This is a genomic window from Oleiphilus sp. HI0086 (assembly GCF_001635225.1).
Genome location: NZ_LWFZ01000628.1, coordinates 1 through 25,130 on the forward strand (window position 1 = coordinate 1; position 25,130 = coordinate 25,130).

Below are 25,130 nucleotides of genomic sequence, written 5' to 3' on the forward strand. Positions count from 1 at the left end.
ATAAAGTCGTAGCGGCCACTTAAAGGGCTTTTGTCTGGCATGTAGAAAGGATCGTACTCTTCTACGTTAAAGCCCTTTTCACGCATCATGATTGATAAAGTTGGTCCGGGTCCGCAGCCGAAATCAAGCCCATTGGCAAAGGGTTCTAGTTGAGATATCAGCGGCATAGATAACTTCTCTAGAAAGCGCCGATATCCTTTGTCTTCGGGGTTGTTTTCATGCAAATCATAGATTGATTTTTCATACCCGGGCGAGATGTGAAACTGCTTAGGAACAAATATCAGGTCACAGTGCGCACAGTTAAGGTATTCTCTGTCTACTTTGCTGTGTGAATCTCGGTGAATAGCCCTTGTTTCTTTTGACAAGCATAAAGGGCATTCATGAGTAGTTGGGGGTGGGGTATCAGGCCTGGCCAATGCGATGGGTGGATCCGTAACTTTGCTCTTTACCTTGTTGGCCATAAAGATTTTGCGTTTTGTTTTGGCCGCGGATGATTGTCATCAACTTATTCGTGCGCTGTAAGGAGCGACTAATAATGCTTCCGTTGACCTGGTTAGTATCTTTGCATTGTTGCATTTTCTCGCGGGAAGTTTGCCATAAGTTAACTAAATCATCATCATTTAGTGTTTGTAGCTTTTCCTCAACGTGTCCAGGTTTAATGCCAAGCCCAGACTCGGCTATTAACCTGGCCTTAATTTTTCCGCGAGACTCTAATTGTTGGACAGTTTGAGTTTTGTGTTTGGATAATAGAGAAATTTGATCGGTGTTGCGCGTTGTTAGGGTTTGCTTTTCTTGGTCCAAGAGCTTCTTTAAGGTATCTAGATCGACAATATCTTGACGGAGTAAGTTCTTAAGCTGCTCGGTAAACTCTGACATAGTAGACCTCATTGGAGTAATTAATGATAATTACCCCAAATCAAGCATTTTTCGAGCCAAGTTATCAGAGTCTGGCTGATATTCACCACGTTCTATACGAGCTTTTACCTCATCGACGCGGCTTTGGTTTACTTCAGGCAGTGATTTAATCTCTGCTTCAATGCGAGCAAGATTTTGTGCCGAGGAGCTAAAGCTAACGCTGTCTTTAGCATTTTCGCTTGAAGGGGGCTGCCCTTGAGCGGGGTTACTAATGCTCTCAACAGACTTTCCAGCCTGATTTCGTTTGGGGCCATCTGTGCGATTAGAGCCAATGCCATTTATATCAATATTCATGGTGATGCATCCTTAAATCTTTCTATGCCTAGTATATCGGCATGCGATCTTAATACTTTAGCTAAATCTTACAGTAAATTATGTTTTTTTCTAAAGTGTTATTATTACAAGGCCGGGCTCACTTACGCGAGCCTTTACAACACGCTTCGACTGCAGGTTTTGTACGGGTATTTGCTGCCCCAACGCCCCGTCAGTCATAGCGGTGCCGTTCATTCTAACCGAAATTGCACTATTGCTGGCAACGATTACAACATTATCGCCGCGCTTAACCAGCTTTGGCGGTGTTAAATGGCCAGGTTGAATTGTTGATCCGGGCCTAATTGAGCGCCGAGCTACCATACCTTCGACGTCAGATAGCTGTTGATAATGTGAATAGTGTGTTCGGTTAATAACTATTTCTTCTAGGTTGATGTCATTTATAGAGATCACTTGGCCACGCCGGATACCCCCCGTTGCGACAACTGTATGAGCGTAAAGGTCGAATTCTGAGCCAATATAGAGTTTCCAAGGTTTAAGACCTTCGCAGCGAATCTCGATTGTTATTCGGTTTTGTGTGAGAGGAGGGCGATTCAGCTTAAGTTGTGGCTGCTCGCTACATGTTTTGTTTTTGTGGTATGGATCAATATTGCCGACCCTGTATTCTGAGCGGTAACCTTTGTCCGCATAATCAGCGGCTAACTGCTCAAGGTATGCCGAGACTAGCGTTTTAAGGTCGAAGTTATTGTCTGAGGTTTCATTCTTTGCTAATTCTTCAGGCGTAGCGTGACTATGCTTATTCTCCAAAGTTACGGTCTCGCTCCCGATAACTAGTGTGCTCAGAAAAAGAAGCGGTAACCAGAATATTTGCCTACTAATTTTCATTTTATGTCCTATGCTATTGTTAGCTGTGCAAAAAATTAAAAAGCACGTGTAATAACAAGTACTTTATTGCGTAAACTGAGTGTTGCGTCAAAAGTACAAATCGTTGCTCAGGGTTTTACCTATTTGCTTAAGTATCAAGCATTCTGCTAAATACTTAAGCAAGTAACATACCGCTCTGAACATCGTTAGGGGAGCTATATATATGGCCGGTATTCTGGACAGTGTTAACCAACGAACTCAGCTCGTTGGGCAGAATCGACTGGAATTATTGTTGTTTAAGCTTCAGGGTCAGCAGATATACGGAATTAACGTTTTTAAGGTTAAAGAAGTATTGCAGTGCCCTAAGTTAACTATGATGCCACAACGACATCCTGTTGTTCGCGGTGTCGCGCATATTCGTGGTGGAACTATCCCTATTATGGATATGGGGATGGCAACAGGACAGATGCCGATTGCGGAAGAGACAATTCCCAATAGCTTTGTCATTATTACTGAATACAACAGAAAGACTCAAGGCTTCCTGGTTGGTGATGTTGAACGTATCGTTAACCTTAATTGGGAAGAGATTCATCCGCCGCCAAAGGGTGCCGGACGCGAAAATTACCTGACTGCCGTCACTCGTATCGATAATAAGCTTGTAGAAATTATCGATGTAGAGAAGATTCTGTCTGAAGTGGCGCCTGTAGAAGAAACCGTTAACGAAGAGTTCGTAGAACAGGTGTGTGAACGTAATAGTGAATCGCCGCCTACCGTTCTGGTCGTTGATGACTCGGTGGTTGCGCGTAAGCAAATACAAAACTGCCTACAAGCTATCGGCATTACAGTAATTACCAAGAATGATGGTAAACAGGCCTACGATTATCTAAGGGAACTTGTGGCGGACGGGTCACACTTTAATGATCATATTGATTTGATGATTTCAGACGTAGAGATGCCAGAGATGGATGGCTACACCTTGACGACCTTATGTAAGGATGATCATCGTTTAGCACCACTTTATATTATGCTGCACACTTCATTGAGTGGTGTGTTTAACCAGGCAATGGTAGAAAAAGTTGGTGCCGATGACTTTATGGCCAAGTTTAGTCCGGATGAACTTGCGGAAAAAGTGATGGATATCATTGATCGTATCAAGACGAAAGCTTAGATGTACAGCGCAACATGCTCGTTAAAGGGTGGCTATGCAATTAGATAGTTCAGCTCAGGAGTATCACTTATTCCGCACCTTTCTAGAGGAAGCGTGCGGGATATTGTTGGGTGAAAATAAGGCTTATCTAGTGAGTAGTCGCCTCAAGCCTGTGATGGCAAAGCATCAGATTGCAAGCCTAAGTGAGCTCGTGTCCAAGCTTAAGAGTATTTCACATCGCAATCTCAGAGAAGAAGTGATTGATGCGATGACTACAAATGAAACTTTATGGTTTCGAGACTCTCATCCTTTTACTGTTCTAAAAGAAAAAATCTTCGTTGAAGCAGATAAGCAGAATACTATTGCACCCTTGAAAATATGGTCAGCAGCATGCTCAACAGGTCAAGAGCCTTATTCGATCTCTATCATTGCGAAAGAGTTTCAAGAGTCTAAGCCCGGTAGATTGAAGGGGGGGGTAAAGGTTGTCGCGACAGATATCTCACCGACAGTGCTTGCTAACGCGAAGTCTGGTATCTATGAGATGTTGGCGCTTGGGCGCGGAATGTCTGAGCAACGCTTGAAGAAGTGTTTTAGTTCGCTTGAAGATGGTCGTTGGCAGATTAAACCTGAGTACAAAACTAGCATTGATTTTCAGTTGTTAAACTTGATGGAAGGTTACGGTCGAGTTGGAACTAATCTCGATGTGGTTTTTTGTAGAAATGTCTTGATCTATTTCTCACCTGAATTAAAACGAAAGATTCTGGTCAAAATACATAGTGTTTTGAAGAAGGGAGGGTATTTGATCTTAGGTGCTTCTGAGTCACTTAATGGTTTATCGGAGTACTTTGAAATGATTCAGTGCCGCCCAGGAATTATCTATCGAGCGATTTAATTAACCTGGTTTATTCGCAAGTCCCCGCATAAGAGTCTCTATATTTACTCAAGATAGCCTGGTACTCACCATTACCCTGAATGCCCTCCAAGCCCTTATTGAACTTTTGGATTAATGTCCTATCCATCGATCGAATTACTCGAGAAGTGGGGGGAGCAATATTGTCGAAGCTAAATTCCAGGGATTGATATTTCCTGCTGTTTTTGTGTTTGCTGGAAAAAATATTTCGATCCGAAATAGCAATGTCAATGCGCTTCATTGCGAGCATGTCGAGTTGTTTTAATTGATCAACATCCTCAGTGTACTTCTTGTTATTCTGAGTCATAAGCTGAAAGTCTTGGCCCAAGGTAGTGCTCGCACTTTTGAAAGCCCAAATATGCTTGTCATAGTAATCATATATAGTTTTAAGTTGTAGGTTCTGGCTAGCGAGTGAGATGGCACAGTCCACATAGTCAAGTGTTTTGTGGCTCGTGGAAATACCCGGCAAATTGGAAGAATAGATCGTATTTGATTGATTTGAAACAATTGCGTCGATGCTGCCACTTTTAACTAACTCTATTGCGCGTAGGTAATGGACATTCTCAATACTAATTGATTCGTAGCCTGCTTGGGTAAGTGCGATATAGATAATGTCACGTTCAATACCGCTTTTTTTATCCTGGCTTAAGTATGGGGGCATTGAAAAAGTAAAGGCCAAAGAAATAGCTACTTGATCTTGTTTGTTAGCGAGGGCGGTCGTGGTGCTGAGTAACAGATAAAGTAACGTGGCTTTCGAAATAAATGCTCGCATTATCGTGTATCCGTATCCGGAGAAATCATAGGAAAATTATAGCTTGAATTTGCTGGATGTCCAACTTAGGCATTTTTTTGCCAACCTCGTTTTGGCTTCTCGAGTTAAAAAATCTAGCCAATTTTTCTTGATTTGAAGAGCAAAAAATAGTTTATTTGAACTGTAGCTTTTACCCGCAGGGCGCGGGCAAAATTTATGGTTAGTAAGTTGAAGCTGGGAACGTGTTTTTTCACTACAGAAACTGTTTTTACAAGGAGCAATAAGCAGAATGGACGCAATTGTAGGCACACCGCAACCTCCCTATTACTCTGTCATTTTTACCTCAGTACTTAGTAGCGATGATAAGGAATACTCTAACACATCTCTTCGTATGGAAGCGCTTGCCAGTGAGCAAGACGGGTTTTTGGGCTTAGAGTCAGCACGTGACTCACTAGGTGTGACGGTTTCCTATTGGCGTGATCTGGAATCGATTAAAGCGTGGAAAGATAATCTAGAACATACTGCAGCACAGTCTTTAGGAAAGGAGCGCTGGTATAGAGACTATAAAGTCAGGGTTTCACGTGTGGAACGCGATTACGGTTTATTGTAAAGCGCCTATTATCAATAGAGAAGATTGCCTTCTCTATTGATTTTATAGTCATTGTGCTAGTCGCTTTTCAGGGCCGCTAAGTTGCTATATAAGTTTAATGCCTCTGGGTTTGCCAATGCTTCTATATTTGTAAGCTCTTTGCCGTGCACGACATTTCTAACGGCTAGCTCGACAATTTTTCCACTCAATGTTCTGGGAATGTCCGTGACTTGAAGAATCTTATTGGGCACATGCCTTGGTGTAGTATTCTCGCGGATACTTCGTTTTATCTTATCGATAAGCTGCGTGTCTAGTGTTAAACCTTCTTGTAAACGGACAAAGAGAATGACACGAACATCATCTTGCCATTCTTGGCCGATAGCAATTGACTCAAACACTTCCTCAACCTTTTCAACCTGACGATAAATCTCAGCAGTACCTATTCGAACACCGCCAGGGTTAAGGATTGCATCAGAGCGGCCGTGAATGATTACGCCGGTTTGGGTTGGTGTTCCATTATCTGCTTCGTGGACAATAAGCTCTCCGTAGTCCCCATGAGCCCATGTGTTGTCAAAGCGTTTAAAGTAAGCGCTTTGGTATTTTTCGTTATTTTTGTCATTCCAGAAACAGGTTGGCATGGAAGGGAAGGCTTGCTTACAAACAAGCTCTCCTTTTCCTTGTGTAAGGCTAGTTCCATCATCATCTAAAAATTGTACGTCCATCCCTAAGCCAATGCATTGAAGCTCACCTTTGTATACTGGAAGATTCGGGTTTCCTAGCGCAAAACAAGAGATGATATCTGTGCCCCCGGAAATACTAGAGACGCATACGTCCGTCTTAATGTCGCGGTAAATATATTCAAAACTTTCGTGGCTCAAGGGGGAGCCGGTTGATAAGAATGCTTCGACGCTATCAAGTTGGTGGCTATGCTTCGGCGACAGACCAAACTTCTCACAGGCAGCGTAATACTTGGCACTAGCCCCAAAAATATCGATACCTTCTTCGTCTGCAATATCAAGCAGGCTGGTTTGTTCTGGGTGGAATGGTGAGCCGTCATACAACACTAGCGTAGCACCTAAGGCTAGACCAGAAACGAGCCAGTTCCACATCATCCAGCCACAGGTTGTGTAGTAGAAAAGCTTGGTATTTGGCTTGACGTTGGTATGCAGTGCAAGCTCTTTGAGGTGCTGAATCAAGGTACCACCAGCGCTATGTACAATGCATTTGGGTTTGCCTGTTGTTCCTGATGAATAGAGGATGTACAGCGGTGCCGAAAAGGGCATTTGCGTGAATGACAATGCGCTGTTGTCCTCTACCTTCATTACATCCGCCCAGGTATGAAATGAATCACCAAGGGCTTCTTTGTCGCTATCTTTTGGCTTGAGATAAGGAATCAGTATGCAGGCTTCTAATTCGCTTAGACCTTTCTGGACGGCTTTAACACGTTCAAGGCTGCTGATAGTTTTATTTCCATAGTAATAACCGTCTGTAGCAAAAAGGACTTTAGGACGAGTTTGTTCGAAGCGATCGAGCACGCCTGTTACGCCAAAATCGGGTGAACAGGATGTCCAGATTGCACCGAGGCTACTTGTAGCAAGCATGGCAATCACCGCATAGCAACTATTTGGTAGGAAGCCGGCTACCACATCGCCTTTTGCTACGCCCACTTGCTTAAGATATGTGGCACACTTATTAACCTGCTGGAGTAGTTCCTGGTAACTAAGCTCTGTTCTAAGGCCATGCTCGCCACGTTCAACAATCGCTATCGATGCAGGGCTGCTTTCAGCTTGGCGCAACAGATTCTCGGCAAAGTTCAAGGTCGCATTTGGAAACCATTGCGCACCCGGCATCTTGTCTTCATTAAGCAAGGTGAGTTCGCCTTTATGACCTTTGACATCAAAGAAATCCCACAGCTGTGACCAGAATGCCTGCTTATCAGAGACAGACCAACGATAGAGTTGATCGTAGCTTTCAAATGAATGTTCGCTTTGCTGATTTAGATAAGACATGAATCGAGTCAGTTCTGTCTGCGATATGCGGTCTATGCTAGGTTGCCAAAGGCATTCGTTATTTTGCTGATTCATGTCGTGCTGTTCCGAGTCTGGTTATTTTAATGCGAGCGCTACTTTTGATTGATTAGTTCGGCCAATTGCATTGCAAATTCTGTTTCCTGCTTCAATGAGCTTGTCTAGCTCAATACCTGTTTCCATGCCAGCCCCCTGGAGCATATAAACGGTGTCTTCTGTGCTGACATTTCCAGAGGCTCCGGTTGCATAGGGGCAACCACCTAAGCCAGCTACTGAGGTATCGAAAGTTCTGTAGCCTAACTCTAGGGCTGCGTATTGATTGGCAAGCGCTTGGCCGTAGGTATCGTGAAAATGGCAGGCTAGTTGATTGGTCGAGAAGTGTCTCAATAGTTGAGAGAGCAGCGTTTTTATTTGAACGGGCGTACCAATGCCAATTGTATCGCCGAGTGATACCTCGTAGCAGCCCATGCTCAGCAGGCGCTCACAGACTTTAGTAACATTTTCAGGCGAAGTGATGCCATCGTAAGGGCAGGCGATAATGCAAGAAACATAAGCTCGAACGCGCAAATTATCCTGCTTGGCCTGGGTAATAAGTGGCTCGAAACGAGCAATGCTTTCATCAATGCTGCAGTTGATGTTTTTCTGAGTAAAGCCTTCTGAAGCTGCAGTAAATATGGCAACCTCATCCACATTGACAGATTTGGCTGCTTCATAACCCTTGAGGTTTGGGGTGAGAGCTGAGTAACAGATATCATCTCTGCGACTTAGCTTTGTGAAAACCTCTGCACTACTGGCCATCTGGGGAACCCACTTGGGTGAAACAAAGCTACCGGCCTCTATTTGCTTCAGTCCAGCCTTGCCAAGCTGTTCGATTAAGGCGAGTTTATCTTCCAAGCTTACGATTCCAGCTTCGTTTTGTAGCCCGTCACGCGGACCCACTTCAACAATTCTTACTTGATCACTCATGCTTGTGTTTACTCCTTATTGCTCTTAATCCAAGGAGCTGGCTGCTTATCGAAAAATGCCTTCAATCCATTTTGACCTTCTTCCGATACGCGTAAGTCAGCAATAAGCTGGCTGGTGCGTTCACTTAAGTCTTCAGGAGCTTGCACTATGTCAGCCACTAGCTGCTTGGCTGCAATACTGGCTTGCGGGCCAGTTGTTAAAATTTGTTCAACAATAGCCTGTACTTGCTCATCTAATTGTTCAGTTGCTACAACTTCATGGACAAGTTGATAACCCTTTGCTGCTTGAGCCTTAAATACTTCAGCAGTTAAGAATAGTCTTTTTGCGATGCGAGGGCCGATGGCTTCAACAACAAAAGGCCCGATGGTGGCAGGTGTTAAACCGAGTTTCGTTTCGCTTAAACAGAAACGTGATTTCTCATCGGCGATGGCAATGTCGCTGCACGCGATAAGCCCGATTGCTCCACCGTAGGCGGCTCCTTGTACGCGTGCTATTGTGGGAATCCTAAGATCGTTTAACTCTTGCATAAGCGCAGCAAGTTGGCGTGCATCGTGAAGGTTGTCTTCATGACTTAGCGTTGCCATACGTTTCATCCAGGCTAAGTCAGCCCCGGCGCAGAAATGTTTACCATCAGCTTTGAGTACCATAACGCGCGCATCTGAGTCGTTGACTGTTTTTATATGTGCGCGTAGTTCGGTAATTACCTGGTCATCGAAAGCGTTGTGCTTTTCAGGGCGCGATAAGCAAAGGGTGGCGATTTGCTTATCAAATTGAAGAGTACTTGCTGGCTGCATGGTTAATATCCTGATTCATTGAATTGTACCTTATGAGTAATTTGAGTGATCGCTCATACTTACATTCTAAATACGCCAAACTCGGTATCTTCTATTGGTGCGTTTAGGCTAGCTGAGATTGCGACGCCAAGAACTTTTCGAGTGTCGCTAGGCTCGATTATGCCGTCATCCCATAAGCGTGCACTGGCATAATAAGGGTGTGCCTGTTTTTCAAACTGTTCGATAATCGGTTGCTTGAGTGCTTGTTCTTCTTCATCAGACCAATTGATGCCACGTTTAGCCAAACTATCTCGTTTAACTTGTGCCAGAACGCCTGCAGCCTGTTCGCCACCCATTACTGAAATACGTGCATTTGGCCACATCCATAGGAATCGTGGATGATAGGCTCTCCCGCACATGCCGTAATTTCCGGCACCAAAACTTCCGCCAATAATGATCGTAAACTTCGGAACTTTAGCGCAAGCGACGGCCATGACCATCTTTGCCCCATGCTTGGCGATACCGCCTTCTTCAAAGGATTTGCCGACCATAAAACCAGTGACATTTTGCAGGAAGATCAAAGGAATCTTGCGTTGGCAGCATAGTTCTATAAAGTGCGCGCCTTTTTGAGCAGACTCCGAAAACAAAATGCCATTGTTAGCAATAATACCGACCGGGTTCCCGTAAATATGTGCAAAGCCGCAAACGAGTGTTTCACCAAAGTATTGCTTGAATTCTGAAAAGTCTGAATCATCAACGATTCGGGCAATGACTTCTCGTACGTCGTAGGGGGTTTTAAGGTCAGTTGGAACTACTCCGTTTATTTCATTTTCCGGGTACTTAGGTGGTTTTGCTGGGCGAGTAGCCATTTGTTGCGGCTTCTGCCAATTGAGGTTTGATACACATTCTCGAGCGATCTGGATAGCATGCTCTTCACTGTCGGCATAATGATCAGCAACACCAGAGGTTTTGCAATGCACATCAGCGCCGCCCAGGTCTTCTGCGCTAACTTCTTCACCGGTTGCAGCTTTAACTAGCGGTGGGCCTGCTAGAAAGATTGTACTGTGGTTGCGAACCATTATGCTTTCATCGGCCATTGCAGGGACGTAAGCGCCACCAGCGGTACACAAGCCAAGTACCACGGCGATTTGTGGAATCCCTTTGGCAGACATGTTGGCCTGTCGATAGAAAATGTTGCCAAAGTCATCCTCGTCCGGAAAGACTTCATCCTGATTAGGGAGGTTTGCGCCACCTGAATCTACAAGGTAGACGCAGGGTAGGCGATTCTCTTCAGCGATGGTTAAGGCGCGGAGATGTTTTTTAACCGAAAGAGGGTAGTAAGTGCCTCCTTTAACCGTCGAATCGTTGGCAACAATCATGCACTCAGTGCCATTGATTCGGCCTATGCCAGTAATTGCACCGGCAGAGGGAACCTTTTCATCGTATACCTCATGGGCAGCAAGTTGAGATAACTCAAGAAATGGTGAGCCGGGATCAATTAATCTCGTGACTCGGTCTCTGGGTAAAAGCTTTCCTTTAGCTAGGTGGCGCTTTACCGCTTCAGGCCCAGCGCTATTTGCGGTGGCCTGAATGGTTTCACGCAGCCCAGTCACCAGCTCGTCCATCGCAAGCTTTCTTTCTTTAAACTGTGCGCTTAAAGCGTCTGTGTTGGATTGTATAACGGTCATAAATGATTCTATCCATCGATAGCCTTAGCAATATTTGCTAAGGCTTGGCTTTAATTAACGAGGCAGGGTGTTAACGCGTTTCCATAAATAATTCGCGGCCGATTAGCATACGACGAATCTCGGAAGTTCCGGCACCAATTTCATAGAGCTTCGCATCTCGTAATAGGCGCCCAGCAGGGAACTCGTTAATGTAGCCATTGCCGCCAAGTATTTGGATTGCCTCCAAGGCCACTTTAGTTGCTGCTTCAGCGCTGTATAGAATGATACCGGCCGCATCTTTACGGGTGGTCTCACCTCGGTCACAGGCTTTAGCAACGGCGTATAAGTAGGCGCGGCTGGCATTGAGTGCTGTGTACATATCAGCCATCTTTCCCTGGATTAACTGGAACTCGCCGATCGACTGATTAAACTGTTTGCGTTCGTGGATATAAGGTATAACCAGGTCGAGGCAAGATTGCATAATGCCCGTTGGCCCACCTGATAGCACGACACGTTCATAATCGAGGCCGCTCATTAGTACTTTAACGCCCGCATTTTCAAGACCAAGAACATTTTCAACAGGGACTTCGACATCTTGAAATACCAGTTCGCAGGTGTTTGAACCGCGCATACCCAGCTTGTCTAGCTTAGGAGACCGACTAAAGCCCTTCCAGTCACGCTCGACGACAAAGGCAGTTATACCGTGCGGGCCTTTCTCTGGCGCCGTTTTAGCGTAAATGACATAGGTGTTAGCGTCGGGCCCGTTGGTAATCCACATCTTGCTACCGTTGAGAACATAATGGTCACCGCGTTTTTCGGCTTTAAGTTTCATGCTCACAACGTCACTACCAGCGTTCGGCTCACTCATTGCGAGTGCACCAATGTGCTCACCCGAAATAAGCTTCGGTAAATACTTTTCTTTTTGTTCTTGGCTACCGTTACGGTTGATTTGGTTAACACATAAATTTGAATGAGCGCCATAACTAAGGCCAATCGATGCGCTGCCGCGGCTGATCTCTTCCATTGCCAGTACATGAGCAAGGTAGCCCATGTTTGTGCCGCCAAACTCTTCCGGTACGGTCATGCCCAATAGACCCATTTCACCAAGTTTAGGCCAAAGCTCGTTAGGGAACTCGTTATCACTATCGGTCTTTGCAGCGATGGGCGTAATCTCACTTGCGACGAAGTTAGAGACCTGGTCTCTGAGCATGTCATTGGTTTCACACAAATCAAAATTTAGTAATTGCATGGTTGGCCTCACATTTCTATTTATTCGGTAAGAGATTGTTTATGTCTTTTGTTTATTTATCGCGTCTATGCACCGAGACTCGGCTTCATCAAGTTCGAGCTGCATAACACGAATATCTTCAACCTGTTGCTTTAAGACTTGTCTGCGCTCATTAATTTTATCGAGCAGGCGTCGTAATTGAACTTGGTTTGCACCACTTGGGTCGTACAACTGAATGAGTTCTTTTGACTCGGCAAGCGATAAACCAAGGCGTTTGCCTCGAATAATCAGTTTTAGTGTGACTCTGTCGGCATCTGAATAAATTCGCGTTTGTCCCTTTCGGGTAGGGTGCAGAAGTCCCTCTGCTTCATAAAAGCGTATGGTTCTGGTGGTGACATCGAACTCGCGAGACAGTTCGCTAATGCTGAATTGTTGGCTCATTCTATCAACCCTTTTTGGCCAATTTACTTTAGCTATCATGATATACTTACGTTGACGTTAACGTCAACATTGTGTGGTCTAGTGACAAAATTGTGTTGTGGTGGGTTAAAGGGTGGGTGATGCTTATTTCAGTAACTTATAATGTCTGTTCAATAGCTCTACCCAGCTTTCCAGCTTATCTGCATTGCCAATGCGTTTACCTTCCTGACCTCTAATCTTCGAAAGCCATAAGCCTTCACCGTTGAAGCTGTATACAGGTGCCAGGTCGGTACGTTGGCCTGCTGGTTTTATTTCATTAATCAGGTTGTCGAGAATGAGGGGTTCAGCGTCTGGAGTCGGGTAATAGGCGAGGACCATGTGAGCCTGGTTCAGCTCAAGCGCTTTGACGTAGGTGATTTTTATCATGTCATCAGGGATTCCCATTTCCCGAAGCGTAAAGTACTTTGCAATTGAGAAGTCCTCACAGTCGCCAGCATTGGTTGCCAAAAACTCTAATGGCGTTGCCCAATAATCTTCCTTATTCCATTGTTCTTGATCGGATACGAACTTCACTCTATTAAAGAACTGGTTTACAAGTTTTAGCTTTTGTTGATGGGTAATGTTTTGTTTGTAATTAGCGATTCTTTCCCATTGCTGGAGTCGGCTAACAGCGTCCTGGCCGAAGCGCTGGTCAATAAAATCGAGAACTTTAGAGTTAAGGTCTAGGGCTGAGGCGCAGGTCGTAATAAAAAAAATTATGACAACCCGCTTGTAAATCGGGGTCCTTAAAAGAGTGAGGCCTAAGCAATAGCTATTGAATATCGGAGTCATTGTGACTTATTGGTTTACTCTATTTTTAAGCATTCGCTTCCGAAGTTTGCTTAAACGGTCTTTTATGCCCTGCGTTCTGCCCGGGTTTGCTGCGCGAGTTGTAATGATGGGGTTGTTTTCGGTGTTCTCTGTTTCCTCAATTTCAGGATCATCCACTGGCTCATAGCTTTCAAAGCCAATAGGGCGCTGTTCGACAAATACCAGGTTTTCTAATCGCCCAGAGCGTTCTAATACGACACGATCTGGATAAACTTGTTTAAGTGTTGCACCGCCCGGCAGTTCGTCATTTATTCGATAGTTTAAGGTTTGTTTATCTGGTCCTTGGATAAGGGCGCTGGCATTGTCAGTATTACCGCTTGCCATGACGCCCGTAAGCAGAAGTTTTAGGCTAGTTTTTGGGAGGTCTTTGGCGACTGGTTTTGGTTTGCTTATGGCCTTGTTAACGTCGCCAAACAGGCTGAACTTGGAGATGTTGTGAGTTTTTTGCGGCTTGTTAGTATTTGTTTGCGCGACACTGCTAGAGGGGGTTGTAGGCTTAAGATCTTTTTTAAGGTCTTGGATGAAAATAGGGGCTAGTTGTATATAAATACTTCCGCAAATAAGTGCGCATAATGCGAGCGCTGATATTAAGGGAAGCCGGTTAAACAACATGTTAATAAACCTGGATTAGTCGTCGCTGTCACAGTTTCGCAATGTTTCAGCCGTGATCATTTATATTTATGTCTTAGCCATTATAGTAGCACAAGATCTAGCTTTGCTTATGTAAGAGTCTTCAAAAAATGGTTTTACTGTAGCGCTTTTTTTATGGGGTTCTGTCAGGGTATTTTGGTATTTCATAGGACTTAATTTTGCTTATCCTGACAAAATATATGAATTAGTTAATAAAGTGCGTGTTTTTGCGTTTATATTAGTCTTACGATGTTTTAATGTAATCGTCTATTGTTTATAAGATTAAGACAATACAATGCTCGTCTTACTTAAGTTAAATGCTTAATTTAGCTTGCTCGTGGGATTATGAATAATACTAACCTGGCGGACCGAATTTAAGGGGTTACCGTGATAGAAGAGTCTCAACATAATAGTGCTGATGCAGCGGATATTCCGACTTTAGAAGAGTCCGGCACCGCATCCGGCTCTGTTGAAGATACTGGTTTAATGCTTCCATTTGAGCGGTTGCCATTCTCCTTTGCTAAGAAGCAAGGGATAGTATTGTTGAAAAATCAAAATAACGAGTATGAGATTCTTTATCGGGCGGGTCTTAGCTCCCAGGCTTTTGCAGAAGTAAACCGTCTAACTTTTGGTGAGGTTCCTTTTCAACAAGTTGATGAGGCAGAGTTCGACGAAGCTTTAGGGCTTGCTTACCAAAATGACTCTGCTGAAGCAATGCAGATGGTCGAAGGTCTGGGCGACGATATGGATCTGGCCAGCTTGGCAAACTCGGTTCCAGAGACCGAGGACTTATTAGAGCAAGAAGATGATGCGCCGATCATCAGACTAATTAATGCTATTTTGACCGAAGCAGTAAAAAATGATGCTTCAGATGTGCATATAGAAACATTTGAAAAACAGCTTGTCGTTCGCTTTAGAGTGGATGGAGTCTTGCGAGAAATCGTTAAACCCAAGCGCGCACTAGCGCCTTTGCTGGTGTCTCGTATCAAGGTTATGGCAAAACTCGATATTGCTGAAAAGCGTGTACCTCAAGATGGTCGAATTTCATTGCGTGTTGGTGGCAGAGAAGTGGATATCCGTGTATCGACAATGCCTTCAGCGAACGGAGAGAGAATCGTACTTCGTTTACTTGATAAGAACGCAGGGCGTTTGTCTCTCGATATCCTAGGAACATCGGAGCGTGACTCAGATGTTTTAAAAAGTATTCTGGCGAGGCCGCATGGCATATTACTAGTTACCGGGCCAACCGGTTCTGGTAAGACCACTACATTGTACGCAGGTCTGTCTCATATTAATGACCGCAGTCGTAACATTCTGACGGTTGAAGACCCAATAGAATACAACTTGCCAGGTATTGGGCAGACCCAGGTTAATACTAAAGTGGATATGACTTTCGCCCGAGGCCTTAGAGCGATCCTTCGTCAAGACCCTGATGTGGTAATGATTGGTGAGATCCGTGATATCGAAACAGCTGAAATTGCGGTTCAAGCCAGTTTGACCGGGCACATGGTGCTATCAACCTTGCATACTAATAGTGCCGTTGGCTCTATCACCCGATTGATGGATATGGGGGTTGAGCCTTTCCTGATTAGCTCGAGCCTTGTTGGTATTATGGCACAGCGCTTGGTTCGTGTTCTGTGTACCTCCTGTCGTCAACCCTACGAACCTGATGATAGCGAATGCGAATTTCTGCATATAGAGCACGGGCCTGGCCAATCGAAACCTCCTATCTACAAAGCAAAAGGTTGCCCAGAGTGTAATCATCTTGGTTATAAGGGCCGTATTGGTATCTACGAACTTGTCCAAATAGATGAACAGATGCGTGAACTTATTCATAGCAAAGCCGGTGAGCTAGAGCTTGAAACTTATGCACGTAAGTGTGGTCCAAGCATACATGATGATGGTATTCAGAAGGTGTTGGCTGGCGTTACCACGATTGAAGAAGTGGTAAGGGTGACCCATCGGGGATAGTCATGGCTGCATTTGAGTACAAGGCGCTTGACCAAAAGGGCAAGCAAAAAAAAGGTGTAATAGAGGCGGACAGCGCTCGGCAGGTTCGACAGCAACTGCGCGAAAAAGGTTTAGCTCCGCTTGAAGTTGAACAAAGTTCTGAGAAAAAGAGCAATAGCGGTGGCGGTTCCTCAAGGCGTAGGTTGAGTGTCAAAGAGCTGTCGTTACTTACCCGTCAGATCGCTACGTTGATTCAGTCAGGTATTCCTATTGAAGAGACGCTTAGTGCGGTGGCTAGTCAAAGCGAGAAAACAAACGTTCGTAGTATGTTGCTGGCGGTTAGAGCAAAAGTACTAGAAGGTTATACGCTTGCCGATAGCCTTGCTGAATTCCCGGCTGCTTTCCCTAATCTTTATCGCTCTACGGTTGCTGCAGGCGAGCATGCCGGTCACCTTGACCTGGTGCTTAACCGGCTGGCCGATTATACCGAAGCACGTCAACAAGCACGCCAAAAGATACAGCTGGCTGCGATATACCCTGTAATACTTTGCTTCGTTGCTGTTTCAATCGTTGTATTTCTATTGACCTATGTTGTGCCAGATATCATTGAGGTGTTCGTTAACAACGGACAAGACCTACCATCACTGACTCAGGGCCTTTTAGCCGTGAGCGATTTCTTGGGTGACTGGGGTTTGCTGATACTCATTATCCTTGTCTTGGCCGGTATGGGCTTTAAGGTCATGCTAAAGAAAGATGGCTTCCGCTTTGCGTATCATAAGCGCTTGTTAGGTATGCCATTTATTCAAAAGATTTCGAGGGGCTCCAATACCTCTCAATTTGCTAGTACGCTTAGTATCCTTAATAGTAGCGGCGTGCCTTTAGTTGATGCGATGCGCATATCTTCCGAGGTCTTAACAAACGATTGCCTCAAAGCATCCTTAGCTGAAGCAGCGCAGAAAGTGAGTGAAGGTGCAAACTTGCACAATTCTCTTGAGCAAACAGGCTACTTTCCACCAATGATGATTCATATGATCGCCAGCGGCGAGTCTAGTGGCGAGTTGGATGAAATGCTTGAAAGAACAGCACGGCATCAGGAAAGCGATCTGCAAGGACTAATCGAAACAATCCTTGGTTTGTTTGAACCGCTCATGTTGCTCTTTATGGGCGGCGTGGTTTTGGTCATTGTCTTGGCGATTATGTTGCCTATATTGAATATGAGTAATTTGGTTGCATAGATTTTGGTATAAAATCGTCGGCCACTTTGGTTGTGCAGTTATCACAAGAAATTATAAATACCTACTTAGATAAGGAAGTAAGATGAAACGTTCACATGTTAAGCAATCCGGTTTCACGCTAATCGAGATAATGGTGGTCATGGTGATCCTAGGTCTTTTAGTGGCGGTTGTGGCACCCAATATTCTTGGCCGAGGCGAAGAAGCCAGAATTGGCGTCGCTAAAACCCAGATCCGTAATATTGGTAATGCTTTAGATATGTATAAGCTAGATAACTTCTCTTACCCAAGTACGGAACAAGGTTTGGAGGCACTAGTTAATAAACCTTCCGGTTCACCAGAAGCAAAAAACTGGAGCAAGGATGGTTACCTTCCAAATGTTCCAATCGACCCATGGAAGAATGAGTATCAATATGTCAGCCCAGGTTCTGAAGGCCCTTATGATTTGTACTCTTTTGGTCCCGATGGGCGTGAAGGTGGTACAGATGGTGGTGAAGATATCAGCAATCACGATATGAATTAATCAGACGGCGTGATGGAAGAGTAAACATTATATGCTTCCCCTTAAGGGAATGTTCGCTAGGGTTAAGCCAGTGATCGGGTCTAAAACCTCAACCGTTAGCGGTCGTGGTTTTACTTTGATTGAGTTGCTGGTTGTTCTGGTTTTGCTTGGTTTAATCTCGTCTCTCGCCTTAATGACGGTTGGCGGTGGTAATCAGACGCGCGAAATGATCAACGAGGTAACTCGTATGCAAGCCTTGCTTCGTCTTGCTGCCGATGAGGCTATTTACTCCAATGAAGAAATTGGCGTATTGATTGAGGATGAAGGCTACGAATTTCTGGTTTGGGACGAAGAAGCTTCAAAGTGGGAAAGCTCTACGAAACAAGCTTTACGACCCCGAAGTTTGCCCGAGTGGTTAACATTAGACTTTCAGCGGGAAGGGAAAGGGCGCGAAATCCTCGGCACCTCTGTATCAGGCGAGTATATCGGCAACACTGACACTCTGGAAATTGAAGAATCCTCAAAAAAACCTAGTTTTATGCTGCTATCCAGTGGTGAAGTTGATCAGTTTGTTATTGGTGTTCAACTCATGGGCGACAGCGATAGCCGGATCGAAATCAAGACTGATGAGCAAGGTGAGATTGTTGTACCCTTCCTGCAACAGGATGAGGATGCAGGCTAATGCATAGGTCTATCAGGCAACGTAATCTTTCTAAGATAACCAAGCATGCGGGCTTCACACTTTTAGAAGTAATGATGGCTATGCTGGTCTTCGTCTCGGTAGCCATGATTCAACAAGAGGTGACGGCATCAACCGTTAGCCAATATTTTAACGTAAGGCATAAGATAGTTGCTTCTTGGATTGCGGAAAATAAGATCACAGAGCTTCAGCTTTCAAAATCACTGCCTGCAATTAAAGAATATAAAGAAGAGATCGAGTTTGCGAATCAAGAATGGCAGGTGGTTTCTAAGGTTAGCAAAACAGCAAATGCCGATATCAACAAGCTCGACGTAGATGTCTATCTTATCGATGAGCAGAGTGGCGATAAGAGCAAAAAACTAACACTTTCCAGTATGTTAGGGCGCTACTAATGCTGGATTCCACCAAAATCAAGCAAGCCCTTGCATCTCAACAAGGCTTCACATTGCTAGAAGTCCTTATCGCGATAGGTATTACTGCATTAATTGGTTTGGGCGCCTGGCAGGTATTGAACTCAGCGATCACAAGTAGTGATCGTACTCAGGTTCATCTCGAAGAGCTGAATCAAATTCAAAAAGCAATGCTGATCGTTAAGCGCGACCTTTCGCAAGTCATTGGTCGTTCGATACGAGACGAGTATGGCGACTATCAAAACGCACTGGATAGCAGCTCTGATTTTTATAAAATCCAATTTAGCCGAGTAGGCTGGCGTAATCCTTTAGACGATAAGCGTTCCGAGATTCAACGTGTCGCCTACGAGCTGGATAGTGAAAAGCTTGTAAGGCACTACTGGACAGCGCTTGATCAGACTCAGGACAGTGAAAGCATTCGAAAGACTCTCTTAAACGATATTGAATCTCTTGATTTTCGTTTTTTGAATGAGAGCGATGCATGGGTGGGTAAGTGGCCTGTTGAATCGCTTGACAGCGAGACCACTTCACCTGACCCGCGTCAAACAAACAACAGCTTACCCAAGGCAATTGAAATCGAAATAGCACATAAACGCTTCGGCAAGGTGAAGCGCTTGTTTGAGGTAGGGAGCTATTTTTCCGGCAAAGAGCTTGAATTAAGTGGCGGCGCATCTTCAGATAACGGTCTTGATGGCCAGAAGGCTAAAGACTGATGCCTCTGCTATATAGAACATACGGTATTCAGTACCCATGCTCAGTTAAAAAACAGGGCGGGGTCGCCTTGATGATTGTCATCTTTGTTTTCGCATTAGTTTCTATACTGTCTGTCGGTATGTACAACAGACAGAGTATTTTTGTTCAGCAGGCCGGTAATTTATTTGCCCAGTCTCAAGCGTATCAATACGCGATTGGCTCCGAGTTATATGCAAAGTGGTGGCTAAAAGATGATTGGGATAATGATAAAGATGTAGAAAAAGAATTCTATGATGACCTAGCCTTTCTTGAGTCCTCTTTAACAAGACCCTATGAAGGTGCAATTGTTTCGTCACAGTTTAATGATGTTCAAGGGAAGCTGAATCTAAATGACCTAGTCAGTGTGACAGGGGAAGTTATCCCTGTAATGAAGGAACGCTTCACTCGTTTATTTAATCGTTTGGCGATCGAAACGGTAAAGCTTGAGCAAATTATTGACTGGCTTGATGAAAATCAGGACTCAAGTGGTTTTGATGGGGCGGAAGATGGCGAGTATTTGTCCTTAGACCCTCCTTATAGAAATGCTGGCCAGCCTATGCTCGATATATCAGAATTACGATTACTTCCCACAATCAGTAATGAAGACTTCAAAAAACTATTAGAGCATGTCACTGTATTGCCTCAGGGTTGGGCTCCCGTTAATGTAAATACTGCAACAGCGGAAGTTTTACAGAGTTTAAGTGAAACCCTTACTGATGCCCAGGCAGATAGCTTGGTAGAAGCTCGTCAGGATAAGGCCTGGAAGAATATTGACGAGTTTAAGGCTGAGACTTTAGTTGCGGATGGAAAAATAAACTTTAATTACATCGGGGTTCGATCTGACTTTTACGAGTTAGCGACCGAAGTGACACTTTCCGAGCGCACGGTCAGGTTAAGAAGTGTACTCTATCGGAGTAACGAAGACGGGTCTTTACAGGTTCTTAGTCGTAACCAGGGCCAAAAATATTTAATTACCAAAGAGCAAGTGGCGCTATAATAAAACGATTAGCGTCGTTCAAAACAGATAGAGTAAACTCATGCCAAATACATTGTTTGTAAGGCCACATAAAGTACATCAGGTAGAAGGAGCGTTATATGAATGGGCGCTCTATGATATTGCTGGTGAGCAACTTAAATATGGCGCGCGTTCGAGTCTGGAAATAATCGATCAGACCTTAATGCAGAATGGTATCGAGAATGTTGAACTGATTGCGCTTTGGCCTTCTTCAGCCGCCTTTGTAAGCGAAGTGAGTCTGCCAGGAGGTCAGGCTCGTTACCTGCAGCAAGCGCTACCCTTTGCAGTAGAAGAGCAGGTTGCGCAAGATATTGAGCAAATACATATTTGTTTGGGGCCAAAAAGCAAACGAGGCGCTTACTCGGTCATTAATATCGACCACTCTTTGTTCGAGTCAAATTTTCAGTCTTTTAATAGCGAAATGGCCGATATTCCTTTAGCTGGCGTGTATCTCGATGCGCAGTGTCTGCCTATTGCTGAAGATGACCTTAGTCTTTGTTTGTCTAGCGGCTCAGTAATCGTTCGTTCTCTCGAAGGAAAGATGATTTCCTTAAAGCCTGATAACCTCATTCCATATTTAGACAGTGTTTTTCTTGCGCCAAGTGAAGATGAGGAAGCACGCGAGCTTTCGATGAAGGTTTGGGTTGCAGCTGACTATATGGAAGCGGCTAAGATGTTGCTTGCTCAAATAGAGCAGTACCCACACCTGTCTATCTCAGTTGAGCAGTTTGGTTTAAGTGAATTTGAATTCCTATGTGAGTGCTATACACGTAATAAAACAACCCTGACAAATTTGTGCCAAGGCGATTTTGTGATTGCTCGTCAGTCTAGCGGGTCCTGGCATCGCTGGAGAGCTGTTGCAGCACTTGCTGGACTTGGGTTTTTACTGCAATTCGGCGTGTTTATTGGCCAGGGTATGTACTTTGAAGGGCAGGCTGATTCCGCTGGCCAAAGCGCATTAACAGCCTACCAAAAAATAGTACCCAACTCGAAACGGACAACACTTGGCAAATTGCCGCGTATTATCAAGGGTAAGCTTAACCAGCAGCGCCAGGGCGGTAGTAGTGTCGATGTCGGTTTTCTCCATTTATTAGGAGAGGCGGGGTATCAGTTTGATCGAAGCAAATTTAAAGGCCAGCTTCAATTTAAAAGCATTAACTATAATCAGCAGCGTGCTGAGTTAGTCTTAGAAATGCAGGCTCAAAGCTTTGATCAGTTAGAGAGTTTAAAAAATGCCATCGTTAGTGCTGGCCTAACGGCGAAGATCAGTTCCGCTGTTCAAGAAAAAGAATATTTTCGCGGCCGTATTAGTGTCGGCGGTGCTTAGTTTAGGTAGTTAAGAGAGATATTGAGATGTTAGAAGCTTTAAAACAGAACTCTGCGCTACTGAATATGCGCAAACAGTATGAGATGCTATCGGCACGTGACCGTTTGGCTCTTAAAGTGCTGCTTGTAGCTCTGAGCTTGGTTATTCTGATCTTTGGCTTAATGAAGCCAGCTTATGAATACAAAAAACAAGCCGAGGCAAAGCTTGAGCAAAATCAGCAATTGCTAGCCTTGGTAAACCAGAATAAAGCCGCACTGAGAAGTCTTGGTCAAAACAATCAAGGCAGTGCTTCCAAAAAAGCATTGAATAGCCAGCAGCTGGTTTCATCGGTTACTAATCTTGCAAAGCAACAGAAAGTGGCACTTAAGCGCTTCGAGCCAAGCGGCGACAATAAGCTAAAAGTTTGGGTGGATGACGCCTCTTTCGATAAGGTAATTTCTTGGTTAAGTCGCTTGAAAAGCTCATTAGGTGTGCGAGTCGAGCAGATTTCCATTGATAAAGATGATGCACCAGGGAAGATCAGCGCCAGAATGACATTGTCTTCATAAGTCTGTAGCGCGATATATTAGTCTAAGAACTAGGGGCACCTATGACAAGAATAACAGAAGAAACCAAAGCAAGAGTTGTTCGACTTGAACCTGGCGCTTTTACCGAAGCTAAAGCAATTCTATATAGAGCTTATAAACATGAGCCTACCTTTAAATACCTATTTGACGCTTCGCGCCCTGGTTATGATCAACGTATCAGGGCAACTATACGAGAGTTAATTAACTTACATTTTTCCAATCAGCAAGATGTGATCGGCCTGGCATTGGATAATCATTTGATTGCAGTTGCGCTAGTTGGCAGTCCGGATATCCGTTTGACACTAAGTCGTCAGTGGAACTGGCGTTTGCGTATGATGCTTACAGCAGGAATGGACTGTACATGGCGTTATATTAATTACCATAAACAGATCCACGAGTATCTACCTAAAGGTGAACACCATGAATTACCTCTGTTGGGGGTGGATTCAAAATACAGAAATTCGGGTTACGGTAAGCAGTTGATGTTGGCGATAGAAGATATCTGTAAAGAAAACCCGCGCTCCGGCGGTATAGCGCTTGATACTGGTAATACGCGGTACTTGAAGTTTTATAAGAGTATTGGTTATAAAACCCTTGGAACCGTTAAACTGGGTGAGCTCGTTGAAAATGTATTATTCAAAGAGTGCAGTCACTAATTCTGTATTTATATTTTACCTGTCTTAAGCTATTAAATGCTCTAGTGTAGTTTTCGAGCTTAGGCATACCGACAATATCCGTTTTTGAAGAGTTCTTTATGTCATCTTATGATTTTGATTTGTTTGTAATTGGTGCTGGCTCCGGCGGTGTTCGTTTGGCTAGAATGTCGGCCTCGATGGGCGCTACAGTTGCTGTTGCAGAAGATCGCTATCTTGGCGGTACGTGTGTAAATGTAGGCTGCGTACCAAAGAAACTATTTGTTTATGCATCCCATGTTCATGAAGAGCTTGAAGACGGCAAAGGCTATGGTTGGCATTTAAATGGTGATCTGAGTTTTAACTGGCAAACCCTGGTCAAAAATAAGAATACTGAGATTGAGCGTTTAAACGGTATTTATGATTCCTTGTTAACTAACTCGGGCGCTAAAATTATTAATGGTCGAGCTCGCATAGTTGATGCCCATACTGTCGAAGTGGCAGGGCAGCAATACTCGGCTGAGCGAATCGTTGTCGCGACTGGAAGTTGGCCGTTCATACCTAATATTCCAGGTGCCGAGTATGCAATCTCTTCCAACGAGCTTTTCTATCTTGATAACTTGCCCGATACTGCAACGGTTGTGGGTGGTGGCTATATAGCTGTAGAAATGGCCGGAATTCTTCAAGGGCTTGGTGTCGACACGACCTTGGTTTATCGTGGTGAGCTGTTCTTGCGCGGTTTTGATCAAGAAGTGCGGGAGTTCGTGCGTGATGAGATTAGCAAAAAAGGTATTCGCTTAAGGTTTAATGAGAATATCGACAGTATTTCAAAGCTGGATAACGGTTCTTTAAATCTTCAGCTAAAAAGTGGCGCTACCGAATCTACTGGTTTGGTGCTTTATGCAACAGGTCGAAAGCCATACTCCTACGACTTAGGCATAGAGAATACTAAGGTAGCGCTTGATGACAAAGGTCAGATTAAGGTTAATGATTATTTTCAAACAAGTGAACCCTCGATCTATGCGATTGGTGATGTAATAGGTGGTATGCAGCTTACGCCGGTTGCGCTTGCCGAAGGTATGTTCTTAGCTAATTATTTCTTTTCCTCAACTAAACCTTCATTAGTCGACTATTCCTTGATACCGACGGCTGTTTTTTGTCAGCCAAATATTGCTACGGTTGGCTTGAGTGAGGAGCAAGCGCGGGAAGAGTTTGATGACATTGATGTCTATGTGTCTAATTTTAAAATGATGAAGCATACTTTGTCTGGGCGTGATGAACGTACCTTAATGAAGATGGTTGTAGACAAGAAAACAGATGCTGTCTTAGGTGTTCACATGGTTGGTGCAGAGGCCGGAGAGATTATTCAAGGTATTGCCGTTGCATTAAAAGCTGGCGCTACGAAACAGAGTTTTGACCAAACTATTGGTATTCATCCTACTGCTGCAGAAGAATTTGTAACGATGCGCCAGCCTAGAACTTAAGGTTTTTTTGCTTCGATCACCAGAAAAATACACTGACCCTGAAATTATCAAGAAAAGTAAGTATACTTCCGTTTTTTACGGAAGGTGGTATGTAAGTAGTCATTGGTATTTTTTACGAGCCAGACTTTCATCACGTAATCCATTATCCATAGCAGATTATAAATAGGAGCCAGCTTTGAGTTCGGTTGAATCACAGCAAAGAGTTTTATCCGGTATGCGCCCTACGGGCAAGCTACATCTTGGGCATTATCATGGTGTACTCAAGAACTGGGTAGAGTTGCAACACGATTATGAATGTTTCCTCTTCGTTGCAGACTGGCATGCACTCACAACGCATTATGAAGACCCTTTCATGATCGAACAGAGCGTGTGGGATATGGTGATCGATTGGCTTGCTGCGGGTATTAACCCAGGTTCAGCGACAATGTTTGTTCAGTCTATGGTGCCTGAACATGCAGAGTTGCACCTATTGTTGTCAATGATGACGCCTTTAGGTTGGCTGGAACGTGTACCAACTTACAAAGACCAGCAAGAGAAGTTGAAAGAAAAAGAT

Annotated in this window: 27 protein-coding genes and 1 pseudogene; 15 read left to right on the forward strand and 13 right to left on the reverse strand. The window is 44.3% G+C overall.

The window, feature by feature from the left end:
* The 4 genes from A3756_RS26620 to flgA all read right to left on the reverse strand — a co-directional run.
* The coding region (locus A3756_RS26620; protein WP_197481251.1) for a methyltransferase domain-containing protein at positions 1–365 on the reverse strand (365 nt) is incomplete at its 3' end.
* A 37-nt stretch (positions 366–402) separates the two neighbouring features.
* Positions 403–876, reverse strand: coding sequence for a flagella synthesis protein FlgN (locus A3756_RS08090; RefSeq protein ID WP_068507235.1), 474 nt, complete (start codon positions 874–876; stop codon positions 403–405).
* Between the two features lie 30 nt (positions 877–906).
* Positions 907–1,209: a flagellar biosynthesis anti-sigma factor FlgM gene (gene flgM, locus A3756_RS08095; RefSeq protein WP_068507233.1), complete on the reverse strand. Its 303-nt coding sequence runs from the start codon at positions 1,207–1,209 to the stop codon at positions 907–909.
* 90 nt (positions 1,210–1,299) lie between these two features.
* A complete protein-coding gene (gene flgA / locus A3756_RS08100; protein WP_068507230.1) occupies positions 1,300–2,070 on the reverse strand; it encodes a flagellar basal body P-ring formation chaperone FlgA in 771 nt (256 codons plus the stop codon).
* A 202-nt stretch (positions 2,071–2,272) separates the two neighbouring features.
* Here flgA and A3756_RS08105 point away from each other — a divergent pair, with 202 nt between their 5' ends.
* Both A3756_RS08105 and A3756_RS08110 read left to right on the forward strand, forming a co-directional pair.
* Complete coding sequence (locus A3756_RS08105) at positions 2,273–3,217, forward strand: chemotaxis protein CheV (protein ID WP_068553293.1); 945 nt, start codon at positions 2,273–2,275, stop codon at positions 3,215–3,217.
* Positions 3,218–3,251: 34 nt separating this feature from the next.
* Complete coding sequence (locus A3756_RS08110; RefSeq protein ID WP_068507226.1) at positions 3,252–4,088, forward strand: protein-glutamate O-methyltransferase CheR; 837 nt, start codon at positions 3,252–3,254, stop codon at positions 4,086–4,088.
* A 10-nt stretch (positions 4,089–4,098) separates the two neighbouring features.
* Here A3756_RS08110 and A3756_RS08115 read toward each other — a convergent pair whose 3' ends face one another.
* Positions 4,099–4,878 (reverse strand): ABC transporter substrate-binding protein, encoded by a 780-nt coding sequence (locus A3756_RS08115; RefSeq protein WP_068553295.1) that lies wholly within the window; start codon positions 4,876–4,878, stop codon positions 4,099–4,101.
* Positions 4,879–5,146: 268 nt separating this feature from the next.
* Here A3756_RS08115 and A3756_RS08120 point away from each other — a divergent pair, with 268 nt between their 5' ends.
* Positions 5,147–5,467, forward strand: a complete 321-nt coding sequence (locus A3756_RS08120; protein WP_068507222.1) for an antibiotic biosynthesis monooxygenase — start codon at positions 5,147–5,149, stop codon at positions 5,465–5,467.
* Positions 5,468–5,523: 56 nt separating this feature from the next.
* Here A3756_RS08120 and A3756_RS08125 read toward each other — a convergent pair whose 3' ends face one another.
* The 8 genes from A3756_RS08125 to A3756_RS08160 all read right to left on the reverse strand — a co-directional run bounded on the left by A3756_RS08125 (position 5,524) and on the right by A3756_RS08160 (position 14,009).
* Positions 5,524–7,530: an acetoacetate--CoA ligase gene (locus A3756_RS08125; RefSeq protein ID WP_068553297.1), complete on the reverse strand. Its 2,007-nt coding sequence runs from the start codon at positions 7,528–7,530 to the stop codon at positions 5,524–5,526.
* A gap of 21 nt (positions 7,531–7,551) precedes the next feature.
* The gene (locus A3756_RS08130) at positions 7,552–8,439 is read right to left on the reverse strand and encodes a hydroxymethylglutaryl-CoA lyase (protein ID WP_068507219.1); all 888 of its coding nucleotides are present in this window, start codon (positions 8,437–8,439) and stop codon (positions 7,552–7,554) included.
* Between the two features lie 8 nt (positions 8,440–8,447).
* Positions 8,448–9,233: an enoyl-CoA hydratase-related protein gene (locus A3756_RS08135; RefSeq protein WP_068553299.1), complete on the reverse strand. Its 786-nt coding sequence runs from the start codon at positions 9,231–9,233 to the stop codon at positions 8,448–8,450.
* Between the two features lie 59 nt (positions 9,234–9,292).
* Entirely contained in the window at positions 9,293–10,900 is a 1,608-nt protein-coding gene (locus A3756_RS08140; RefSeq protein WP_068553300.1) for a carboxyl transferase domain-containing protein, read from the reverse strand.
* 70 nt (positions 10,901–10,970) lie between these two features.
* The gene (locus A3756_RS08145) at positions 10,971–12,128 is read right to left on the reverse strand and encodes an isovaleryl-CoA dehydrogenase (protein ID WP_068553301.1); all 1,158 of its coding nucleotides are present in this window, start codon (positions 12,126–12,128) and stop codon (positions 10,971–10,973) included.
* A gap of 39 nt (positions 12,129–12,167) precedes the next feature.
* Positions 12,168–12,548: a MerR family DNA-binding transcriptional regulator gene (locus A3756_RS08150; protein WP_068511073.1), complete on the reverse strand. Its 381-nt coding sequence runs from the start codon at positions 12,546–12,548 to the stop codon at positions 12,168–12,170.
* Positions 12,549–12,671: 123 nt separating this feature from the next.
* On the reverse strand, positions 12,672–13,358 hold the full coding sequence (locus A3756_RS08155; RefSeq protein ID WP_082865153.1) for a transglutaminase-like cysteine peptidase: 687 nt from the start codon (positions 13,356–13,358) through the stop codon (positions 12,672–12,674).
* A gap of 6 nt (positions 13,359–13,364) precedes the next feature.
* Positions 13,365–14,009 carry a type II secretion system protein N gene (locus tag A3756_RS08160; protein ID WP_068511072.1) on the reverse strand — a complete coding sequence of 215 codons (645 nt, stop codon included), beginning with the start codon at positions 14,007–14,009 and terminating at the stop codon, positions 13,365–13,367.
* A 504-nt stretch (positions 14,010–14,513) separates the two neighbouring features.
* Between A3756_RS08160 and gspE the strand changes: the two genes are divergently transcribed.
* The 12 genes and pseudogenes from gspE to A3756_RS08220 form a co-directional block, all read left to right on the forward strand.
* On the forward strand, positions 14,514–15,998 hold the full coding sequence (gene gspE, locus A3756_RS08165; RefSeq protein WP_068511084.1) for a type II secretion system ATPase GspE: 1,485 nt from the start codon (positions 14,514–14,516) through the stop codon (positions 15,996–15,998).
* Positions 15,999–16,000: 2 nt separating this feature from the next.
* A complete protein-coding gene (gene gspF / locus A3756_RS08170) occupies positions 16,001–17,212 on the forward strand; it encodes a type II secretion system inner membrane protein GspF (protein WP_068553302.1) in 1,212 nt (403 codons plus the stop codon).
* 82 nt (positions 17,213–17,294) lie between these two features.
* Positions 17,295–17,732 (forward strand): type II secretion system major pseudopilin GspG, encoded by a 438-nt coding sequence (gspG, locus tag A3756_RS08175; RefSeq protein ID WP_068511068.1) that lies wholly within the window; start codon positions 17,295–17,297, stop codon positions 17,730–17,732.
* 31 nt (positions 17,733–17,763) lie between these two features.
* Positions 17,764–18,393 carry a type II secretion system minor pseudopilin GspH gene (gene gspH / locus A3756_RS08180; RefSeq protein WP_068553304.1) on the forward strand — a complete coding sequence of 210 codons (630 nt, stop codon included), beginning with the start codon at positions 17,764–17,766 and terminating at the stop codon, positions 18,391–18,393.
* Entirely contained in the window at positions 18,393–18,803 is a 411-nt protein-coding gene (gspI, locus tag A3756_RS08185) for a type II secretion system minor pseudopilin GspI (RefSeq protein WP_068511063.1), read from the forward strand. Before gspH ends, gspI begins: the two co-directional genes overlap by 1 nt.
* Positions 18,803–19,534 (forward strand): type II secretion system minor pseudopilin GspJ, encoded by a 732-nt coding sequence (gene gspJ / locus A3756_RS08190; RefSeq protein WP_068511061.1) that lies wholly within the window; start codon positions 18,803–18,805, stop codon positions 19,532–19,534. Before gspI ends, gspJ begins: the two co-directional genes overlap by 1 nt.
* Entirely contained in the window at positions 19,534–20,550 is a 1,017-nt protein-coding gene (gspK, locus tag A3756_RS08195; protein ID WP_068511059.1) for a type II secretion system minor pseudopilin GspK, read from the forward strand. The genes gspJ and gspK overlap by 1 nt, the downstream gene beginning before the upstream one ends.
* A gap of 40 nt (positions 20,551–20,590) precedes the next feature.
* Entirely contained in the window at positions 20,591–21,895 is a 1,305-nt protein-coding gene (gene gspL / locus A3756_RS08200) for a type II secretion system protein GspL (RefSeq protein ID WP_068511057.1), read from the forward strand.
* Between the two features lie 26 nt (positions 21,896–21,921).
* On the forward strand, positions 21,922–22,443 hold the full coding sequence (gene gspM, locus A3756_RS08205) for a type II secretion system protein GspM (RefSeq protein WP_068511054.1): 522 nt from the start codon (positions 21,922–21,924) through the stop codon (positions 22,441–22,443).
* Positions 22,444–22,484: 41 nt separating this feature from the next.
* The gene (locus tag A3756_RS08210; protein ID WP_068553306.1) at positions 22,485–23,117 is read left to right on the forward strand and encodes an N-acetyltransferase; all 633 of its coding nucleotides are present in this window, start codon (positions 22,485–22,487) and stop codon (positions 23,115–23,117) included.
* Between the two features lie 98 nt (positions 23,118–23,215).
* On the forward strand, positions 23,216–24,577 hold the full coding sequence (gorA, locus tag A3756_RS08215) for a glutathione-disulfide reductase (protein ID WP_068511050.1): 1,362 nt from the start codon (positions 23,216–23,218) through the stop codon (positions 24,575–24,577).
* Positions 24,578–24,752: 175 nt separating this feature from the next.
* Positions 24,753–25,130: pseudogene (locus tag A3756_RS08220) on the forward strand (tryptophan--tRNA ligase); the annotation flags it as partial.

Coding starts and splice junctions, on each gene's coding strand:
- A3756_RS08090 (WP_068507235.1), bottom strand. CDS start 876: ATGTCAGAGTTTACCGAGCAGCTTAAGAACTTACTCCGTCAAGATATT.
- flgM (WP_068507233.1), bottom strand. CDS start 1,209: ATGAATATTGATATAAATGGCATTGGCTCTAATCGCACAGATGGCCCC.
- flgA (WP_068507230.1), bottom strand. CDS start 2,070: ATGAAAATTAGTAGGCAAATATTCTGGTTACCGCTTCTTTTTCTGAGC.
- A3756_RS08105 (WP_068553293.1), top strand. CDS start 2,273: ATGGCCGGTATTCTGGACAGTGTTAACCAACGAACTCAGCTCGTTGGG.
- A3756_RS08110 (WP_068507226.1), top strand. CDS start 3,252: ATGCAATTAGATAGTTCAGCTCAGGAGTATCACTTATTCCGCACCTTT.
- A3756_RS08115 (WP_068553295.1), bottom strand. CDS start 4,878: ATGCGAGCATTTATTTCGAAAGCCACGTTACTTTATCTGTTACTCAGC.
- A3756_RS08120 (WP_068507222.1), top strand. CDS start 5,147: ATGGACGCAATTGTAGGCACACCGCAACCTCCCTATTACTCTGTCATT.
- A3756_RS08125 (WP_068553297.1), bottom strand. CDS start 7,530: ATGAATCAGCAAAATAACGAATGCCTTTGGCAACCTAGCATAGACCGC.
- A3756_RS08130 (WP_068507219.1), bottom strand. CDS start 8,439: ATGAGTGATCAAGTAAGAATTGTTGAAGTGGGTCCGCGTGACGGGCTA.
- A3756_RS08135 (WP_068553299.1), bottom strand. CDS start 9,233: ATGCAGCCAGCAAGTACTCTTCAATTTGATAAGCAAATCGCCACCCTT.
- A3756_RS08140 (WP_068553300.1), bottom strand. CDS start 10,900: ATGACCGTTATACAATCCAACACAGACGCTTTAAGCGCACAGTTTAAA.
- A3756_RS08145 (WP_068553301.1), bottom strand. CDS start 12,128: ATGCAATTACTAAATTTTGATTTGTGTGAAACCAATGACATGCTCAGA.
- A3756_RS08150 (WP_068511073.1), bottom strand. CDS start 12,548: ATGAGCCAACAATTCAGCATTAGCGAACTGTCTCGCGAGTTCGATGTC.
- A3756_RS08155 (WP_082865153.1), bottom strand. CDS start 13,358: ATGACTCCGATATTCAATAGCTATTGCTTAGGCCTCACTCTTTTAAGG.
- A3756_RS08160 (WP_068511072.1), bottom strand. CDS start 14,009: ATGTTGTTTAACCGGCTTCCCTTAATATCAGCGCTCGCATTATGCGCA.
- gspE (WP_068511084.1), top strand. CDS start 14,514: ATGCTTCCATTTGAGCGGTTGCCATTCTCCTTTGCTAAGAAGCAAGGG.
- gspF (WP_068553302.1), top strand. CDS start 16,001: ATGGCTGCATTTGAGTACAAGGCGCTTGACCAAAAGGGCAAGCAAAAA.
- gspG (WP_068511068.1), top strand. CDS start 17,295: ATGAAACGTTCACATGTTAAGCAATCCGGTTTCACGCTAATCGAGATA.
- gspH (WP_068553304.1), top strand. CDS start 17,764: ATGCTTCCCCTTAAGGGAATGTTCGCTAGGGTTAAGCCAGTGATCGGG.
- gspI (WP_068511063.1), top strand. CDS start 18,393: ATGCATAGGTCTATCAGGCAACGTAATCTTTCTAAGATAACCAAGCAT.
- gspJ (WP_068511061.1), top strand. CDS start 18,803: ATGCTGGATTCCACCAAAATCAAGCAAGCCCTTGCATCTCAACAAGGC.
- gspK (WP_068511059.1), top strand. CDS start 19,534: ATGCCTCTGCTATATAGAACATACGGTATTCAGTACCCATGCTCAGTT.
- gspL (WP_068511057.1), top strand. CDS start 20,591: ATGCCAAATACATTGTTTGTAAGGCCACATAAAGTACATCAGGTAGAA.
- gspM (WP_068511054.1), top strand. CDS start 21,922: ATGTTAGAAGCTTTAAAACAGAACTCTGCGCTACTGAATATGCGCAAA.
- A3756_RS08210 (WP_068553306.1), top strand. CDS start 22,485: ATGACAAGAATAACAGAAGAAACCAAAGCAAGAGTTGTTCGACTTGAA.
- gorA (WP_068511050.1), top strand. CDS start 23,216: ATGTCATCTTATGATTTTGATTTGTTTGTAATTGGTGCTGGCTCCGGC.